We start from the raw sequence: 17,620 nt of genomic DNA, 5'->3' as shown, positions 1-17,620 counted from the left end.
TTGGCACAAAATGAAAGAGAAAGACGGGCCTTCCCTTCCGGTGAGTTTCATTCCGAAATACCGGAATGAAACTAAGGACAGGAATGACAAAAGTTATCGTTATTGATCAATGGATGGAACTACATTCTCTTTACGAGAATCTCCTGAACCATTTTAGATTCAGTGGTCAACTCAAATTTGTGGTTGCCTTTGTTGTCACGGATGATGATTACCAGTTTACCATTTTCAACCGGAGCACGGAACACTCTGCTGAAGTTCTTGCCGGTGAAAGTAGAACGGTACAGGTTATCGCCATTGATATCGTTAACCAGGATGTCGAAACGGCCACCATCGGCGTTCTCAAACTTTACATTAAAGTAAACCTGGCCTTCTTCCATTTTCAGACAGGATACAGAAGCGTTTTCATCATCATCACGTGTAGGTGTTGAATCAGAAGTGTTAGCTGTTGCAGATACATAGGTTATTGACAGCACCAGCAACACGAAAGCAGTTTTCTTTACTAAAGAAAAGGCTTTAAGCATGATTGTTTTCATATTCTTTGTTTTACAAAATTTAATAATATGAAAGCGAATCGTTAAGATAACCGGGCAAGCTGTTGATTTACAAGAGAAGGCAAGCAGTGTTAAAAAAGAAGAGTTAAAAAGAACGCTTAATTCGTATGCAAATTTATACAAAAAACGGAAAAAGGTAACCCAATTGTATGTATTGTGACTAAAATAATATTACGGTAATATACGCCCCTATTGGGTTTTAACAAGTACAAGTACCTTAGCGTTCTTCACCATTTCGTATAAACCTATTTGTTAGTAAATGGCTTTCTATGCACTAAAGTGTGATGCGGGTAATAATATTCCTGGGTTGAGTGCTTTTTTAGCGGGAAAGGGTATAAAAGAAAAAAGAGCTGTAGACACAGCCCTTTACCATTAATCAATAACCTATGAAAAACACTATTTAATTATGTAAGTCAAAGATATACAGTGGGATGCCGTGGTCATAATCAATTCGATGTTTGAATATAATTCGCCGACGAATCATCCCGAAAAACCGATAAGCTATTATTGGCGGGACCCGAATAACAGGCTGCCTATGCGCACCAGGTTACTGCCTTCGGCTATAGCCAACTGGTAATCACCACTCATACCCATAGATAAAACCCTGAATTGATCGTTTCCGGGTTGGTTGGCGAAGTGGTCGAACATCATTTTCAGGAAAGCAAACTCTTTGGTAACCTGTTCTTCGTCTGCGGTAAGGGAAGCCATGCCCATCAGGCCTGCTACCTGCACGTTTTGGAGCTGATTTAAGAGTTTATACTTATGAATATCTTCCATAGCCGCCATTAGCTCAATCTCGTTAAACCCAAATTTGGTTTCTTCCTGGGCCACATGCACCTGTAACAGGCAGTTGATGATACGGTCGGCCTTTTTGGCCTGCTTATCAATTTCAAGCAATAATTTATAGCTATCCACCCCATGGATCAGGTGCACAAAAGGGGCAATGTATTTAACCTTGTTCGATTGCAGGTGACCAATAAAATGCCAGCGAATGTCGTTGGGCATCAGTAGTTGTTTTTCGGCCAGTTCCTGTACATAGTTCTCTCCAAAATCACGTTGTCCCAGGTCGTATAACTCCTGTATATCGCTTACCGGTTTGGTTTTTGATACAGCCACCAGCGTCACTTGTTGTGCCTTTAATTGCTCGTTTATTTCCAGGTAAGTTGTTGTATTTACCGCCATTGATTGTTCTGTTTAGGATATGATACAAACAAAATTGTATGCCGCGGCAAAGGTAATGGGAAAAGCAATCAACGCTTTTCGATTAGATGGAAGGAGATAAAATAATAAGCGGAGAGGAATTGAATAGAGAAGGAATCTACTTAAGGTAGAATTAAAGTTTAGGCAATTTTACGCCTTTCTACTGAACACCCTTTATTATAGAACCCTTCGGACCTTCACTAATAAACCTGAATGATTTAAAATCGTCATCAATGCCAACAACAGCATACCTTTTTCTATCATAAAAAGAATTTAGTAGTTAATTAGATACTTAGTTAACTACTAACCGAAAGCCAGTAACTTGTATTTGCTACTTCAAAATCGAGCGGCTGATCACAATGCGTTGTACTTCGCTGGTACCTTCATAGATCTGGGTGATCTTGGCATCGCGCATAAGGCGTTCAACATGATATTCTTTTACAAATCCATAACCACCGTGTACCTGCACTGCTTCTGTGGCCACCCACATAGCGGTTTCGCTGGAAAACACTTTGGCCATAGATGAACTTAATGTATAGTCGAGGTGCTGGTCTTTTTCCCAGGCAGCTTTTAAACACAATAAACGGGCACATTCAATCTTGGTAGCCATATCGGCCAGTTTGAACTGAATGGCCTGGTGATGCATGATCTCTTTACCAAAGGCTTTTCTTTCTTTTGAATATTTCAACGCCAGTTCATACGCGCCGCTGGCAATACCCAACGCCTGGGAGGCTATACCAATACGGCCGCCGGCCAGCGTTTTCATGGCAAAGGTGAATCCAAAGCCATCGCCGCCCAGGCGATTTTCTTTTGGCACTTTTACATCGGTAAATGAAATAGTATGCGTATCGCTGCCACGAATACCGAGTTTGTTTTCCTTGGCGCCTACAGCCACACCAGGCCAGCTTTTTTCAACAATAAAGGCATTGATGCCCTTGCTGCCCTTTGCCACATCCGACTGGGCCATTACCAGGTATGTAGAAGCTGAGGAACCATTGGTGATCCAGTTCTTGGTACCGTTGAGGATATAATGATCGCCTTTGTCTTCGGCAAACGTGCGTTGTGAAGTGGCATCGCTGCCTGCTTCCGGTTCGCTTAACAGGAATGCGCCAATATGCAGCTCGCCGTTTTTGCGGCCCTGCGCCAAAGGCACCAGGTATTTTTGTTTTTGTTCTTCATTGCCAAATTTCTCCAGGCCCCAACAAACAAGGCTATTGTTCACACTCATACATACGCTTACGCTGGCATCAATCTTACTCACCTCCTCCATAGCCAGCACATAGCTGATGGTATCCATCCCGGCGCCCCCATAATCAGGGCTCACCATCATACCCATAAAGCCGAGCTCCGCCAGCTTTAAGACCTGTTCCCTGGGGAATTTCTGATGCTCGTCGCGTTCAATCACCCCTGGCAGGCACTCGTACTGGGCAAAATCGCGGGCAGCTTTTTGAATCATTAAATGTTCTTCGGTAAGTTGAAATTGCATATCACGAATTTAATTAACTGCCCGCAAGATAATAGTTTTCGTTTCAAAAACTAACATTCGTTCGTAGTAATTTTAGGGGATTCGCTATCTTGCCTTTCAATTTTCCTTTGATATAACAAATTAATTATACCCATGTCCCCGAAAGAAAAGAAAGTAGTTCAGGTAACATCTGAAGTAGGCCGGTTACGACGATTATTGGTACATAGTCCCGATAGCGGATTGGGCAAGGTAGTGCCCTCAAAAGCGCAGGACTGGTTATTTGAGGATATTGTGCACCTGGAAACCATGCGCAGGAAAGAATATGACTATTATACCAAGGTACTGATGTATTTCCTGGACCCGGAAAAGATCCGCGGCCGCCTGCACCAGATAGACGCGCCTGAAAACAATCGCGATTTTTATAAACCCGAGAAACCGGAGTTTTATAAATCAGAGAAAGTGGTGGAGTTGGAATGGCTGCTGGCCGATGTGTTGAAGGACCAGGAAATAAAGCTGAAGCTCATTGCTTCGGTGTGCGCGGTGGAAGGTTGTTCTTACGCCACCCAAAATGAGTTGCTGGAGCTCTCCCCTACCCAACTCTCCAAAGTTATCATCACCGGTACAATTGAAGATGACCGGCTGATCTTTCCGCCCATTCCCAACTTCATTTTTACCCGCGATATTGGAATTGTTATCAATGAATACGTGCTGTTGAACAAACCGGCTAAAACCGCCCGCCTGCGGGAAGCTCTGCTGGCTAAATATATATTCTTTAACCATCCTTTGTTTGCAGCCTATCGCGATAATGTGCTGGAAATCCCCGATACCGCCCACCATTTCTTATTACCTCGTGATGGCGATGAAAAAAAGGTAACCCTTGAAGGTGGTGATGTAATGGTTGTGCACAAGGATCACCTATTGGTGGGCATAAGCGAACGCACCACGATGGAAGCCGCCCACCAGGTGGTTAATATGTTGTTTGAAAAGAACATAGTTAAAAAGATAACGATCATCAAGATCCCCCGACGCCGCGACTACATGCACATCGATACCATCTTTACCCAGGTTAAACGGAACATGTGGGTAATGCTGGGCGCCTTTAGTAAAAAAGTTATTAAACACGAAGGGGCAGATCCGATCGAGCGCATACTCGAAGGCAAAGAAAAAAAAGAAGACAAGATCAAAATCATCCAGTTTAAAAAGAAAGACCCGGAAAACCCGGTTTATTTCGATAACCTGGAAGACCTGTTAACCGATATCAGTGAGAAGGACCTTGACTGTAAGGAGAAAGTAAAATTCATTTATTCGGGCAACAACAAGTTTCCCTTTGATACCCGTGAACAATGGACAGACAGCTGCAACCTGCTGGCCCTGAAGGAAGGCGTGGTGCTGGGCTACGATCGCAACGATAAAACGGTGGAAGCCTTTCGCGAAGCCGGTTTTACCATTGTACATGTTAAAGACCTGCTTGACCAGTTTGAGAAGGAAGAAACAACGCCCGATGAACTGGAAGATACGCTGATCCTGATCCCATCGGCCGAGCTGTCACGCGCGCGGGGCGGTTTTCATTGTATGAGTATGCCCCTGTTAAGAGAAGATATTGATTAATACTTTAGCTTTTTTTCTATGCAAACCACTTCACATATATTGATGATAAGGCCGGTGAATTTTGGCTTCAACGCCCAAACGGCCGTGAACAATGCTTTCCAGGTGGCAGGTCCAGATATTGCTGCCCAGGAAAAGGCGCAGATGGAGTTTGATAATTTTGTAAGAGCACTCCGCTCACACGGTGTTTTTGTAACTGTTATCAACGATACGCCCGAGCCACATACCCCCGACTCTATTTTTCCCAATAACTGGATCTCGTTCCATGATGGCGGTACTATTTGTTTGTATCCCATGTTTGCTGAAAACCGGCGGCAGGAACGGAAACCTGCGGTAATTGAACAGGTGCAACGATCGTTTTCTATAATTAATACACTCGACTTCACCGGTTACGAAAAGGAAAACCTGTATCTGGAAGGCACCGGCAGTATGGTATTGGACCGCGAGAACAAGCTGGCTTATGCCTGTCTTTCACCACGCACACATCAACAGGTGCTGGATGATTTTTGTAAAAAGATGGGCTACCGGCCCGTGCTGTTCACTGCTGTTGATGCAGGCGGTAAGGCCGTATACCATACCAATGTGATCATGTGCGTAGCCGACCGCTATGTAGTGATTTGCCTGGATTCATTGCCTAACCACGAAGAAAACAAAATGGTGCAGGAAATGATCGGTAACAGTGGCAAAGAACTGATCCGCATTAGTCTTGACCAAATGAACCGGTTTGCCGGCAACATGCTACAGGTGCACGACAAAGCCGGAGAAAAGTTACTGGTGATGTCGAGCCAGGCCTATCACTCATTACAACCGGAACAAATAAAAAAACTGGAAAGTTATAACCGCATTCTGCATGCACCACTAACTACCATTGAAACCAATGGCGGCGGCAGTGCGCGCTGTATGATGGCGGAGGTGTTTTTGAAACGGAATTAGCTAATTCGATAATTTGATAATGTGATAATGGAAGGCAGAATATTTATAATGCTGCTATTGCCTGGCATTCCGGAATATCAGGCATTATCACATTATCTAATTAGCAAATTATCACATCAGATTTAGCCCCTCATCAAACGACATAGGCTCGTATCCTAACTCCTTCCTTGCCTTCTCAATAACAAACCCGGTCTTTAAAGGACGGCGGCCCGGTTGTTTAAAGGTTGATGCATCTACCTTTACGATCCTGCCGGCATCGAGCTGATATTTATTGGCCGTCTTTATAGCAATATCATATGGCGTTAACCAGTCTTTACCAGATATGTTATAAATGCCTGTTGCCTTCTTTTCAATAATAAGTACAATACCTTTTGCCAGGTCGCCAACATAAGTAGGTGTGCGTACCTGGTCGCTTACCACCTGTATGGTTTTGCCTTGTTCCAGGCTGTCTTTAGCCCAGCTGACAATATTGCTGCGGGTACCCTTTAACAAATTGCCATATACCAAACACGTGCGTACAATGGCAAATGGCAGCTCACTTGTTTGCACCATGCTTTCCGCCTGTAGTTTGGTAAACCCATACAGGCTGATGGGTAAGGGTTCATCATCTTCACTGTAATTTCCCTTTTCGCCATCAAACACAAAATCGGTGGAGATATAAATGAAGTGACTGCTAAAGGTTTCAGCATCAGTGAGGATCTGCGCAGTGCCCTGTACGTTGATGCGGTCGCATTGCTCAGGCTGCAATTCACATTCATCCACCTGCGTCATGGCAGCTGCGTGCACTACTACATCGGGCCGTTCCCGGTTCATGACGGCATAAGTATCAAATGCATTAGCAATATCCATTGAATGATAGGAATAATTACCGGATGGTTCAAACGGTAACCTCGATTCGCCGCGGCCGGTGGCCACTACCTGATAGTTCTTATCGAGTAATAATTTGGTCAGGTGTTGCCCTAATAACCCATTAGCGCCGGTGATTAACACTTTCATTTGATAATTTATTATTTCGTTTTATTTCAATTACAATAATCTCAATTTCTTTACACCAATCTTTATAACACATTCATTATCTTGAAGCCCGAACGCGAATTTATGCAACCGTGTGCTAAACTCGTTTCCTGTATAAAAGCACAATAATGGTTAAAAAAAATAGTGTTTCGCAAAAAAAGCATCACTTTACAGAACAATTTTAGTGTTTTTTTGAGCGGGTGTGTACTTAATACGTGTATCAAAACAAAACCTTATTTTTGGGCCGCCTTTCCAAAGTTGGTAGAAAGCCTTTAACGAATTCCTTTGCAGATTAGAAGATTTTTAAATAAAACAGATTTTATTCATGGCAAAAAAGGTGACTAAAATCGGTGTACTTACCTCGGGAGGAGATTCTCCGGGTATGAACGCCGCGATACGGGCAGTTGTGAGAACCGGAAATTATTATGGATTGGAAGTGTTTGGTATCATGCGCGGTTATAGCGGAATTATTGATAACGATATTGTGCCAATGCATTCGCGCAGTGTGGCCAACATTATCCAACGCGGCGGCACCATACTGAAAACAGCCCGGTGCAAAGAATTCTTTACTCCCGAAGGACGACTGAAAGCATATAATAACCTCAAAAAGCTGGGTATCGATGGCCTGGTGATCATCGGTGGCGACGGTTCATTCAGAGGCGCCGATATCTTCAGCCGTGAGTTCGACATCCCCTGTATTGGTTTACCCGGTACTATTGATAAAGACATTGCCGGAACCGATTTCACCATTGGTTTTGATACTGCTGTAAATACGGCCGTTGAGGCAATTGATAAAATTCGCGATACAGCCGATGCGCACGATCGCTTATTCATTATTGAAGTAATGGGCCGCGATGCCGGTTATATTGCCCTGCACAGTGGTATTGCCACCGGTGCGGAACACATTTTGATACCAGAACGTAAAACAGATATTGAAGAGCTGGTTGCGTCGCTTCAGGAAAAAGAACGCCGCAAAAAACTGGTGAATATGGTGGTAGTGGCCGAAGGCGATGAGTTTGGCGGCGCCAATGAGGTAGCCAAAGTGGTGAAGGAACGCCTCCCGACAACTGATACCCGGGTTTGCATCCTGGGCCATATTCAACGTGGTGGTTCGCCTACCTGTTTAGACAGGCTTATTGCCAGCCGTATGGGTTATGCTGCTGTTGAGTCGCTGCTCGAAGGCCGGCATAATGTAATGGTGGGCATTCTGAACAACCGGATGCATTATACCCTGTTGGAAAGAGCCGTAAAATCTAAACAAAAGATAAGTGATGAATGGATTAAGATTGTAAAGATCCTGGCAAGCTAACCGGTTTTGAGCTAACTTGAAACCCCGTATCGTATAAACCTGAATTTTAGAATCAAGAAACAAATACAATGGCAAGAGATATTACCAAGTACCTGCACAATGAAATGGATAAGGAAGCAGGCATTCAACATACAATACATAGAACGAAAATCGTAGCTACCGTAGGGCCTGCCTGCGACACGTATGAGAAACTGCTGGAGTTGGTAAAAGCAGGGGTTAATATTTTCCGCCTCAACTTCTCGCACGGCACACACGAAAACAAAGCCCAGATCATCGAGCATATCCGTGCCATCAATTCAAAAGAACCATACAACATTTCCATACTCGCCGATTTACAGGGCCCCAAATTACGCGTGGGTGAAATTGAGAACGGCGCCCTGCTGATTGAGCCCGGCGATATTCTCACCTTTACTTCCAAAGAAAAAGTAGTTGGTACCAAAGAAAAGATCTATGTCTCCTACCCTAACCTGCACGAAGATGTGGAAGTAGGTAACAAGATCATGATCGACGATGGTAAGCTGGAAGTAGTGGTAACAGAAATTACCAAGGCCGGCGATGTTAAAGTACAAGTTACTTATGGTGGTTTACTGCTGCCTAAAAAAGGCGTAAACCTGCCAGATACTAAAATATCCCTGCCGGCCTTAACTGAAAAGGACCTGGCTGACCTGGATTTCATCATTGGCCAGCAGGTTGACTGGATAGCGCTTTCTTTTGTACGTAAAGCAGAAGATATCGTTGATCTGAAGAGAAGATTACACGAAGCTAACAGCAAATCGAAAGTAATTGCCAAAATAGAAATGCCCTCGGCCCTGGTTGACCTCCGCAACATCGTCCTGGAATCGGATGGTGTAATGGTGGCCCGCGGCGACCTGGGTGTGGAACTGCCGGTTGAAAAAGTTCCAATGGCGCAACGGGATATCATCCGTAAATGTATTCACCGTGCCAAACCGGTGATCGTTGCTACCCAGATGATGGAAAGCATGATCGACCGCGTAAAACCTAACCGCAGCGAGATCACCGACGTGGCCAATGCCGTACTGGAAGGCGCCGATGCCGTGATGCTGAGTGGTGAAACCGCCACTGGTAAACACCCGGCCCTGGTGGTAGAAACCATGCGCAAGATCATCCTGGAAGTTGAACGCACCGAATATCGCTATAACCGCGAAGAGGACCTGAAACCATTGCCTCACTCGCCTTCGTTCCTGAGCGACGCTATTTGTTATAATGGCTGTAAACTGTCGAGAGACACCAAGGCTGATGCCCTGATCGGAATGACGCAAAGTGGTTACACCGCTTTCGTGCTGAGCAGCTACCGTCCTTATTCGCCTTTATACATCTTCACCAAAGAAAGAACGCTGGTAAACCAGCTGAGCTTAAGCTGGGGCGTACGTGCCTTCTTTTACGATGAAGAAGAAAGCCTGGATGAGATCATGTTCGATCAGATCAAGATCCTGAAAGAAAGAGGTTTCCTCAAAACCGGCGATGTAGTAGTGAATACAGGTAGTACACCGGTACACCTGCACATCCCTACCAACGTATTGAAAATTACGAAGGTTGAGTAAGTTGAAAGTATGATGTTTTAAGTTCAATATAAAAGGCACGCTCCAAACAGGACGTGCCTTTTACTTTATACATTAAATTTTGAACTTTAAACTAGTTAAACTTCACTACTTCAAAATCAGATCCTTTTATCCTTCCCAGCTTCTGCAGGTCATCATTGTTCCAACGATCATCGGGCGCGCCGGTAATGTACAGATTGCTGCCGATATCGGCCAGGATCAGCCCATACTTCTTCATGGCTTTTAAAATAATCTGGTTGGTAGCGGAATAGCTACTGATATCGAAACTACTTTTTAACCTGATGCGGGCGCCAAAAGGCAATGAATACTGACCACCGGTACTCCCTACCTTATGACAGGCAGGAGAAATATATGCTGGTTTAACATTACCCTTTTCCAGCGTAAACCGGATGGGATGATCGATCTCGCCTTTCCCGATCTCTTCATAACGAACCAATCCTGGGAAAATGGGCAAACCGGCCGCATCGGCTGAAGTATTCCCTTCCTTACGAAGTGTATTTGATTTCAGATCGAAGATGGCGCCAGAGGAAGCTTCCCAGTGATCGCTCTTTTTGGAAGCATTGTACAACTCATATAACACTTTGTTATCCTTATCAACGGCTATCACATGACTGTCACCGCCGGTACCATTGCCTTCAATGGGCGCAGTCAACGGAATGGCATAAGGGCCGGCATCACTTTCATCGCCATAATTATCATCATAGTCATTGCCCCTGAAAGTTACCGGGTATTTTGTCTGGCTGCCGCATACTACCACATAAGGAATACCGATGGGTGCGCCTTCCCACAACCCGCTGCCAAAATCGGCTTTTATCACATAGCTGCCCAGGGCAGTAATAATTTGAGTGTTATAGGGATCAATGGCTGCCTGTGAAATATCTGTGCGCCAGGGATTGTCGGCCGGGAAAATAGCAATGCTTTCAGCATCGGCTTTACTGACAGTGCAACCCGATTGGTCACCGCCGCCGTCATCTGAGCCGGTAGCATTCTTATTATCTTTCTTACAGGAAACAGCTAAAAAAACCAGAAGGGCAAAAGCGGTTGTTGTTTTCGCCACCAGGAAATTCGTTTTCATATGAACAGGGATTATAACTGCTTCTTTGACAAGAATTACGCCATACTACTCGTCCCAAATAGAAATGGTCCGCCAGCTGGCGGACCATTCAACTAATATTTTATTTCGAACCTATATTTACTGATATTGAATATAAATAGGTTGTGGTTTTAATTTCAACACTTCAGCAGGCGTTAATACGCGGCTGTTGGGTTCGCGCAGGTCATTTTTGTAAAAAAGCTTGAACCCGGTGAACTGTACAGGTTCTTTATAAATGAATTGCTTGTATGTATTGAACTTACGGGCCTGGTGTCCCCAACCATCCATATCCATTACTATCTGAACATCAGGTTGCAATTTGATCTGTTTGTAGTTGGTAACCATGGCTTTGGTAAAGCGGTGCACCACCAGGATCTTGGGCGGCAGGTTGTTGGCTTTTACCAGTTTGGCCAGGTAATCTGAGGTCCAGTTAATATCTGCAGCATCCATGGTACCGATAACCGAACCGGGCTTTTTACCGGTTTTCATAGAGAATTCGGGATCAATACCCAGGTGCACGTTTGGCATTTTCAGGTATTTCTCAAGAACAGGGATCTCTTCGGGCAGGGTACTTAAAGCTATTTGTACATCGAGGAACACCAACGCATTCATTTTCTGCGCCATCTTTATGGCTTTGTCAATTTGCGCTGCAGGCATGCGCAGGCGGTATTTGCCCGCATCGCCGGGAGCGCCCTGCGCAGTAGCAGCTATGTAGTGAATGGCGGGGATTACCTCCATTGTAGTGTCGGCTGCCTGCCATTTTTTAATTTCACCGTTTAATTTTTCAATTACCACGTCTTCGGAATATTCGCCCAGTACGCCCATTTTCTTGGAGTAGAAATTCCCATAATAGGCTACAATGCGTTTAAAGGGCAAAAGAGCACCTGCATTGGGATAGGCCCCTTTAACCGGCCACATGCCGCTTGTATCGCCATTGGCGTTCCAATTCAGTTTAGCCATGAATAAAGCAGTATCCAGCGGAGGAGCTGCCGGTTTTACAACCTCGGTATCGCTTTTGGCTTTACCATCGCCCTCAGCCGGACCGGTTTGTCCCTTGGCACTGTCGGGTTTGCACATGCTGAACGATAAAGTTGAAAGGGAAAGTACTAATAGCGCGCCTGTCCAAATGAGGGCAGATTTCTTCATGGTAATTGATGTTTTAACAGCAGGCCACCAGGCCTTATTTGGGTGATTCATTCGTTGCTCTACGGAAAGGCGTAAAGGTCGGGTAATTTGCTAACAACGCATTATGTGTGAATATATTTTAGCACGGGTGCGGGTTTTAGCAAGTTGTTGACATTTGAATTTTAATGCGGCCGCAGGCTTATAGTGACAAAACCAGTGTAACTTTATAGAGCGTTAATTGGTTAGCGGGCAAACCAGTTAATAATTAACGGGTTTACCCATTAGCAATTTTTACAAATCTTTAAAATTGTTTGCCATGGGTACGCTTCAACAAATTCAACGGTGGAGCCTCACACACCATCCCAGCTGGCTGGTTGTATTGCGGGTAGCTTTAGGGGTATGTCTCTTCTTTAAAGGAATCTTCTTCCTGGCAAATACATCAACACTCGAAGAACTGGTAAGGGGTAGCCTGGTTGCCAATCGCAGCGACTGGATGGTGATCTTTATTACCTGGTCGCACCTGCTGGGCGGTTTTCTTATCATCATCGGATTGCTGACCCGGTGGGCAGCCCTGCTGAACGTCCCCATCCTGATGGGCGCCATAATTTTCATCAATACCCAACGGGAGTCGTTTGGCAATTTTGAATTGCCATTTGCACTCATCGTGTTGTTGTTGCTGATCTTTTTCCTGGTTGAAGGAGGCGGACCTATATCGCTCGACAACTTCTTCAAAAAGCACGAAGCCTAAGAAGGCTATTCACCTTCATAAATCACTCCCGAAGTAGGGGTCTCATGCAGCTCGATCCGGTGCATGGCGGGCAATGATGGCTTCAGCCTGTCCCAGATCCAAACGGCAATCAGTTCGCAGGTGGGGTTTTCCAAACCTGGTATCTCGTTCATGAGTTTATGATCGAGTTGTGTTACCACCGGTTTGATGATGGTTTTCAGCTCTGCAAAATCAATGATCCAACCAAATTTAGGATCGGGTTTGCCTTTCAGCCACACACGCAGCCGGTAAGTATGGCCATGAATGTTTTTACATTTATGCCCCTCGGGCACATTGGGTAAAAAGTGGGCTGAATCAAAGGTAAATTCTTTATAAAGCAGCATAGGGCGCAAAATTAGGAAAGAAATGGATAAAGAACCTGACTTTCGTCAGGTAGTTGACGAAGGATGAATATTGAATATTGAATGTCCAATGTTGAATATCGAAGTGGAAAACCCATAACCGTTACTGGATTTCCACTTCGACATTCGAAATTCATTATTCAATATTCATTATTTGTTGTATTTGCCTTCTGCCTAAAAGCAAAACCCCAGCAGAATGAACCGCCGGGGTTTGTATGGTTTTTCCGTGACAGTTTACTTATGCAGGGTAATTGTTCCTACGTTTGTTTCCTTACCTACAGTCACCGAAACATTGTTGATAGTTGTATCCTGGTAACCGTTGCCGGCATTAACGTACACAGAATAAGTTCCTGTATTCAACCCACGCACTTTCCACTCACCATCGCCAAATGGCAATGCATAAGCAGTATCGGTAGCATTGAACACAGTTATAATTGATCTTGAATTACCTGGTTTAATTACGCCTTTTACAGCACCGGATTCTTTAACGATGAATGCACGGATAAATGGCACCAGGCTGAACTGACCGTTGCGCAGTTGAACGATTGAACGGCCGCAATCAAAGTCGAGCCATAAACGGTAGTGACCGGTAGAGAAGTTCTCCCACTCGTTACCATACAATTTAATGGTAATGGTTTGGCCATTCAATAAATTCAGCGGGTAATTAACGCTGTCCTTTACAATTGAGTTATTGGTTCCAAGCGTAATAACAATTCTTCTGATGGAACCATCTGTAACCACACCGCCTGCAAGCAAGGTATCGATACCGTTACGTAAAGACAGCAGGTCGTAAACACCTGGTTTTATGCTCAGCGAATCCCATACCTTACATTGAACGCTGTCATCTTCACGTCGTCTGCGACTTTTATCACAGGTATCAACCAATACCTTTACTGATTTGATGTCGATGTTCACTTTGTCAAAAAAATCGGTGGGGCCATCAGTAAGATAAAGACTCAACTGTTGTTTACCCGAAGGCACTGTTGAACTTTCCGACTTGTCTTTGGAGCACGCATAAAAAACGATTGCACCTGCAGCAACAATCATTACATACTTAAACAGGTTTCTCATTGATTTCATATTCGATGGTTTGTTTTGAATCAAAAACATTTCAACAGAGGTTTAACAATTTCCGTGCCTTTGTCGTTAAAAATTACAACTATATATGTTTGCACCTACCCAACGTTATTACACATGTAACGTACACGGAATAAATAAGTTCCGATTCACAAACGATTAACAAAAACAGCATTAAACCTTTCGCAAAACCGTCAGTCTAACCACACGCCTAGTTGGGCTATTTTTATATATTTTTAGTCCACCTTTTTTGTAGACTTGTTATTTTGATGTATCATTGTGATGAATTACACCACCATGCAACTATATAATTCAAAAGAACGATGTTGATGATGTATTACTAATACAGGGATACATTTTTTAACCATTAATTATTGTCGCATGAATCGCATACATCGCAATAGCTGGCTGATTGCGTTGCCAGCCCTTATTTTGCATACATCGGAAATTTACCCGGAACGGCCACATACGATAGCAGGCGCAGTAAAGAACAGCGCTACTGATAAGTACATCGAGAATGTATATATCTATATTACATCAGGGGAGGAAGAAGCGCTTTCCAACAATAAAGGGGCGTTCACTATTTCAACCTGGCAGGACCTTCCGGTTACCCTGGTAATTGAACACCCGGTATATAAACAAAAAAAGATCCGCATCACAGATGCATCGCAATATCAGCTTATAAAACTAGACCCGAAACCATAAAGCTAATTATCCGCACCAATCATTACCGGCTATGAAATTAAACCTGCTTGCGTTGGCAGTACCTTTTTTTGTTGTGTTCATGGCATTGGAGTTTTTCATTGCCCGTCAAAAAAAGAAACCCATATTTAACCTGCATCACTCCATTGCCAACATCAGTGTAGGAATTGCCGAGCGGTTGCTGGATGTATGGGTAACCGGTTTGTTCTTTTTTATATACGATTATTTGCAAAGGCACTTTGGGTTATTCCATATTCAACCCGGTATGCTGCTGTGGATCGTGTTGTTGCTGTGCACAGATTTTCTCTGGTACTGGTATCACCGTCTGGCGCATGAAGTGACTCTTTTCTGGGCCGTGCATGTGGTGCATCACCAAAGTGAGGATTTTAATTATACGGTATCGGCTCGCATTACGGTATTACAGGCATTTGTAAGAACCGGTTTTTGGGCCGTGTTGCCCATACTTGGCTTTCCGGCGCCGATGATCACCTGTCTTTTATTGGTGCACGGGTTGTACCCTTTCTTTATACATACCCAATTGATCGGAAAACTGGGTTTGCTGGAATACATCCTGGTAACGCCTTCGCACCACCGTGTTCACCATGCCAGTAATGAAAAGTACCTGGACAAAAATTATGGCGATGTGTTCATTATCTGGGATAAGCTGTTTGGCACCTTTCAGAAGGAAGAGGATGATGTACCCATTCAATACGGATTAACCCATCCCCTGAAGAGTTATAGTTTTTTATGGCAGCATTTTCATTTCATTGCCGAGCTGATCCTGGCCGCCCGCAAAACCAGGGGAATAACAAACAAGGCGAAACTGATCTTTGGCCGGCCCAACCTGGTAGATCATCGCTTCAGGGAACAAGCGGAAGAAAAGCTGCTGGTGCAAAAAAATGATATCCCGGTTGATAAACCCCTTAACCGGTACGTAGTATGGCAGGTGGCAGGAGGCATTGTGTTGTTGTTTGTATTCATACTGTTTGAAAAATACCTGCCCGTTCACCAACAGGTGCTCATCACCATAGCCTTGTTACTTACCCTGATCAATTGTGGGGCTATTATGGAGCAAAAGAAGTGGGTGGTGTATTTGGAGTTCTTAAGACTGTTAACGGTTACTATCGGCGTTATGATCGCCTATTCAACCTGGTGGTACAGCATCTTGCTTATTCCGGCTGCAGCTGTACTGTTCACATGGTATTTTGAAGACATCCGGAACTGGTACTTACGATGGGTATATACAGTTGAAGGCTAAAGTGAAAGTCAAAAACAAAGCCAGGCTTTAGGCTTTAATCTTTTGGGCTTTGACCTATAAAATGAGTTACGTGGCCGAGCGGAGAGGCGGAGGCTAGCAAACCCTCTTACGGTGGTTCGATCCCACCCGTAACTGCTGTTTTTCATATGGCAAGCAATCATTCATTCATTCATTCATTCATTCATTCATTCATTCATTCATTCATTCATCAAGGCGGTGTTTCTACACTGCCTTCTCTTTTCATTTCAGGACCTTGCCCGCCGTCCGCATGTCGCTGAAGCTTTAGCGGAGGCGCAAGCTTTAGCGAAGGAGGGGCATAAAAAAACCCCGACGTGTCGGGGCGTATGAACAGGCAATCGTTATAATTTTCAATGATGTATCAAAGTTTCTTTTTTCTTGCCAATCAAACAAGTGTTAGTCACGGATTTCAAGGTAGCCACCCCTCCCATACATGATATTATATTTTATTTCATATTTACTTTTCCGAACTTGGAATTTATTTCTTTATGTTATTTCTGTTATAACCACTATTAAATTTCAGTTAACATACTCTCATTAATACAAAATCCGGAAAATATCTGACTTATTAATGAATGTTCAAAAAACGAAATAAGTCAAAAAATATTTTTATTTTTTTTAGAAAACCGTGCTTTTACGGGTGTTCCGGGGCAAAAAAACGGGTTAAACACAAAAAGGTGTCCGCCAACTGGCGAACACCTTTCAATCCTTACACACCTTATTCTCAGGCCCTTTTTCGTTTTGCACCATGGCACTCTTCATCTATGGCCTTTGTTAATTCGGGCTGACTAAGCCTTCCGTGATACTCGCGGTCGTTAATAAACAACGTGGGTACGTTACGAACGCCTTTATCCAAGCCTTCGAGTAAATCTGTTCTTACCGTCCAGCCGTATTTGCTCTCCACCAAATCCGGCAGAAAGTTTTTACTGGTAACCCCTACTTCCCGGGCATACTCGCGTAAACTGATCGATCCCAAACGATGCGGATGTGCAAACAACAGGTTGTGCATTTCCCAGAACTTTCCTTCCTGGGCTGCTGCCACTGCCGCTTCCGCCGCCTTATGCGCATGCTGGTGGATCTGGGTTAGCGGAAAATGCCGGTAATTGAATCTGATCTTCTTGCCATGCGATTCCAACAACTTATTTATCACCCTATGAACTTTGCCACACTCTTCACTCTCATAATCGCCATATAAAACCAGACTCACCGGTGCTTCGGGGTCACCGGCCCACAATCCTTTTGTAGAAATAATCTCCTTGTTCTTGTCATTTTTTATAGGCATAATTGCTCCTCTTTCAATTTGTTTTCGTGTTTTACAGTATTGATTCCGCCTGCGCCAACACTTTGGCGGACGCAGTAAAAAGGGCCACTCTACTTACAGCAGAGTGGCCCTGGTCTAAAAAAATAACTTCATCCCAATTACCTGATTAAAATAAACCTGTCAGGTCTCCCCAAATCAAATGCCTCATTGAAAACCGACCTGACAGGCTTTTATCACAGGTTCTATCTCACTCACTTTAATATAACGTTCCCCTTTCGATATAGTTCTCAGCCAATAGCAA

The 17,620-nt window shown here is 44.1% G+C and carries 16 protein-coding genes and 1 tRNA gene; 8 read left to right on the top strand and 9 right to left on the bottom strand.

Annotated elements, in window-relative coordinates:
• Positions 1 to 119: 119 nt before the first annotated feature.
• The 3 genes from NIAKO_RS04855 to NIAKO_RS04845 form a co-directional block, all read right to left on the bottom strand.
• Positions 120 to 533: a hypothetical protein gene (locus NIAKO_RS04855; protein WP_014217280.1), complete on the bottom strand. Its 414-nt coding sequence runs from the start codon at positions 531 to 533 to the stop codon at positions 120 to 122.
• A 522-nt stretch (positions 534 to 1,055) separates the two neighbouring features.
• A complete protein-coding gene (locus tag NIAKO_RS04850; protein ID WP_014217279.1) occupies positions 1,056 to 1,733 on the bottom strand; it encodes a YggS family pyridoxal phosphate-dependent enzyme in 678 nt (225 codons plus the stop codon).
• 349 nt (positions 1,734 to 2,082) lie between these two features.
• The gene (locus NIAKO_RS04845) at positions 2,083 to 3,237 is read right to left on the bottom strand and encodes an acyl-CoA dehydrogenase family protein (protein WP_014217278.1); all 1,155 of its coding nucleotides are present in this window, start codon (positions 3,235 to 3,237) and stop codon (positions 2,083 to 2,085) included.
• A 132-nt stretch (positions 3,238 to 3,369) separates the two neighbouring features.
• Here NIAKO_RS04845 and NIAKO_RS04840 point away from each other — a divergent pair, with 132 nt between their 5' ends.
• A complete protein-coding gene (locus NIAKO_RS04840) occupies positions 3,370 to 4,824 on the top strand; it encodes an arginine deiminase family protein (protein ID WP_014217277.1) in 1,455 nt (484 codons plus the stop codon).
• 18 nt (positions 4,825 to 4,842) lie between these two features.
• A complete protein-coding gene (gene ctlX / locus NIAKO_RS04835; protein WP_014217276.1) occupies positions 4,843 to 5,754 on the top strand; it encodes a citrulline utilization hydrolase CtlX in 912 nt (303 codons plus the stop codon).
• Between the two features lie 111 nt (positions 5,755 to 5,865).
• Here the strand turns inward: ctlX and NIAKO_RS04830 are convergent, their stop codons facing one another.
• Positions 5,866 to 6,750, bottom strand: a complete 885-nt coding sequence (locus tag NIAKO_RS04830) for an SDR family oxidoreductase (protein WP_014217275.1) — start codon at positions 6,748 to 6,750, stop codon at positions 5,866 to 5,868.
• Between the two features lie 343 nt (positions 6,751 to 7,093).
• On the opposite strand from NIAKO_RS04830, the gene pfkA reads away from it, so the two are divergent.
• Together pfkA and pyk are read left to right on the top strand one after the other, a co-directional pair.
• Positions 7,094 to 8,077, top strand: a complete 984-nt coding sequence (gene pfkA, locus NIAKO_RS04825; RefSeq protein WP_014217274.1) for a 6-phosphofructokinase — start codon at positions 7,094 to 7,096, stop codon at positions 8,075 to 8,077.
• A 68-nt stretch (positions 8,078 to 8,145) separates the two neighbouring features.
• On the top strand, positions 8,146 to 9,639 hold the full coding sequence (gene pyk, locus NIAKO_RS04820) for a pyruvate kinase (RefSeq protein ID WP_014217273.1): 1,494 nt from the start codon (positions 8,146 to 8,148) through the stop codon (positions 9,637 to 9,639).
• A gap of 91 nt (positions 9,640 to 9,730) precedes the next feature.
• Here pyk and NIAKO_RS04815 read toward each other — a convergent pair whose 3' ends face one another.
• Complete coding sequence (locus NIAKO_RS04815) at positions 9,731 to 10,732, bottom strand: hypothetical protein (protein ID WP_014217272.1); 1,002 nt, start codon at positions 10,730 to 10,732, stop codon at positions 9,731 to 9,733.
• 117 nt (positions 10,733 to 10,849) lie between these two features.
• Complete coding sequence (locus tag NIAKO_RS04810) at positions 10,850 to 11,896, bottom strand: hypothetical protein (protein ID WP_014217271.1); 1,047 nt, start codon at positions 11,894 to 11,896, stop codon at positions 10,850 to 10,852.
• 295 nt (positions 11,897 to 12,191) lie between these two features.
• Between NIAKO_RS04810 and NIAKO_RS04805 the strand changes: the two genes are divergently transcribed.
• Positions 12,192 to 12,623: a DoxX family protein gene (locus NIAKO_RS04805; RefSeq protein WP_014217270.1), complete on the top strand. Its 432-nt coding sequence runs from the start codon at positions 12,192 to 12,194 to the stop codon at positions 12,621 to 12,623.
• Between the two features lie 5 nt (positions 12,624 to 12,628).
• Here the strand turns inward: NIAKO_RS04805 and queD are convergent, their stop codons facing one another.
• The gene (gene queD, locus NIAKO_RS04800; RefSeq protein WP_014217269.1) at positions 12,629 to 12,985 is read right to left on the bottom strand and encodes a 6-carboxytetrahydropterin synthase QueD; all 357 of its coding nucleotides are present in this window, start codon (positions 12,983 to 12,985) and stop codon (positions 12,629 to 12,631) included.
• A 252-nt stretch (positions 12,986 to 13,237) separates the two neighbouring features.
• On the bottom strand, positions 13,238 to 14,083 hold the full coding sequence (locus NIAKO_RS04795; protein WP_165761293.1) for a DUF4382 domain-containing protein: 846 nt from the start codon (positions 14,081 to 14,083) through the stop codon (positions 13,238 to 13,240).
• Between the two features lie 378 nt (positions 14,084 to 14,461).
• Here NIAKO_RS04795 and NIAKO_RS04790 point away from each other — a divergent pair, with 378 nt between their 5' ends.
• The 3 genes from NIAKO_RS04790 to NIAKO_RS38395 all read left to right on the top strand — a co-directional run bounded on the left by NIAKO_RS04790 (position 14,462) and on the right by NIAKO_RS38395 (position 16,175).
• Positions 14,462 to 14,785 carry a carboxypeptidase-like regulatory domain-containing protein gene (locus tag NIAKO_RS04790; protein ID WP_014217267.1) on the top strand — a complete coding sequence of 108 codons (324 nt, stop codon included), beginning with the start codon at positions 14,462 to 14,464 and terminating at the stop codon, positions 14,783 to 14,785.
• Positions 14,786 to 14,816: 31 nt separating this feature from the next.
• Positions 14,817 to 16,040 carry a sterol desaturase family protein gene (locus NIAKO_RS04785; protein WP_014217266.1) on the top strand — a complete coding sequence of 408 codons (1,224 nt, stop codon included), beginning with the start codon at positions 14,817 to 14,819 and terminating at the stop codon, positions 16,038 to 16,040.
• Between the two features lie 64 nt (positions 16,041 to 16,104).
• A tRNA-Cys gene (locus NIAKO_RS38395) sits at positions 16,105 to 16,175 on the top strand.
• Between the two features lie 607 nt (positions 16,176 to 16,782).
• Here NIAKO_RS38395 and NIAKO_RS04780 read toward each other — a convergent pair.
• Positions 16,783 to 17,340 carry a DsbA family protein gene (locus tag NIAKO_RS04780; protein WP_014217265.1) on the bottom strand — a complete coding sequence of 186 codons (558 nt, stop codon included), beginning with the start codon at positions 17,338 to 17,340 and terminating at the stop codon, positions 16,783 to 16,785.
• Positions 17,341 to 17,620: the final 280 nt, after the last annotated feature.

It is taken from the genome of Niastella koreensis GR20-10 (assembly GCF_000246855.1).
Classification (GTDB): Bacteria; Bacteroidota; Bacteroidia; order Chitinophagales; family Chitinophagaceae; genus Niastella; species Niastella koreensis.
This window is presented reverse-complemented; position numbering and strand designations above follow the sequence as displayed.

Coding starts and splice junctions, on each gene's coding strand:
- NIAKO_RS04780 (WP_014217265.1), bottom strand. CDS start 17,340: ATGCCTATAAAAAATGACAAGAACAAGGAGATTATTTCTACAAAAGGA.
- ctlX (WP_014217276.1), top strand. CDS start 4,843: ATGCAAACCACTTCACATATATTGATGATAAGGCCGGTGAATTTTGGC.
- NIAKO_RS04855 (WP_014217280.1), bottom strand. CDS start 533: ATGAAAACAATCATGCTTAAAGCCTTTTCTTTAGTAAAGAAAACTGCT.
- NIAKO_RS04850 (WP_014217279.1), bottom strand. CDS start 1,733: ATGGCGGTAAATACAACAACTTACCTGGAAATAAACGAGCAATTAAAG.
- NIAKO_RS04845 (WP_014217278.1), bottom strand. CDS start 3,237: ATGCAATTTCAACTTACCGAAGAACATTTAATGATTCAAAAAGCTGCC.
- NIAKO_RS04840 (WP_014217277.1), top strand. CDS start 3,370: ATGTCCCCGAAAGAAAAGAAAGTAGTTCAGGTAACATCTGAAGTAGGC.
- NIAKO_RS04790 (WP_014217267.1), top strand. CDS start 14,462: ATGAATCGCATACATCGCAATAGCTGGCTGATTGCGTTGCCAGCCCTT.
- NIAKO_RS04785 (WP_014217266.1), top strand. CDS start 14,817: ATGAAATTAAACCTGCTTGCGTTGGCAGTACCTTTTTTTGTTGTGTTC.
- pfkA (WP_014217274.1), top strand. CDS start 7,094: ATGGCAAAAAAGGTGACTAAAATCGGTGTACTTACCTCGGGAGGAGAT.
- NIAKO_RS04815 (WP_014217272.1), bottom strand. CDS start 10,732: ATGAAAACGAATTTCCTGGTGGCGAAAACAACAACCGCTTTTGCCCTT.
- NIAKO_RS04810 (WP_014217271.1), bottom strand. CDS start 11,896: ATGAAGAAATCTGCCCTCATTTGGACAGGCGCGCTATTAGTACTTTCC.
- NIAKO_RS04830 (WP_014217275.1), bottom strand. CDS start 6,750: ATGAAAGTGTTAATCACCGGCGCTAATGGGTTATTAGGGCAACACCTG.
- NIAKO_RS04805 (WP_014217270.1), top strand. CDS start 12,192: ATGGGTACGCTTCAACAAATTCAACGGTGGAGCCTCACACACCATCCC.
- queD (WP_014217269.1), bottom strand. CDS start 12,985: ATGCTGCTTTATAAAGAATTTACCTTTGATTCAGCCCACTTTTTACCC.
- pyk (WP_014217273.1), top strand. CDS start 8,146: ATGGCAAGAGATATTACCAAGTACCTGCACAATGAAATGGATAAGGAA.
- NIAKO_RS04795 (WP_165761293.1), bottom strand. CDS start 14,083: ATGAAATCAATGAGAAACCTGTTTAAGTATGTAATGATTGTTGCTGCA.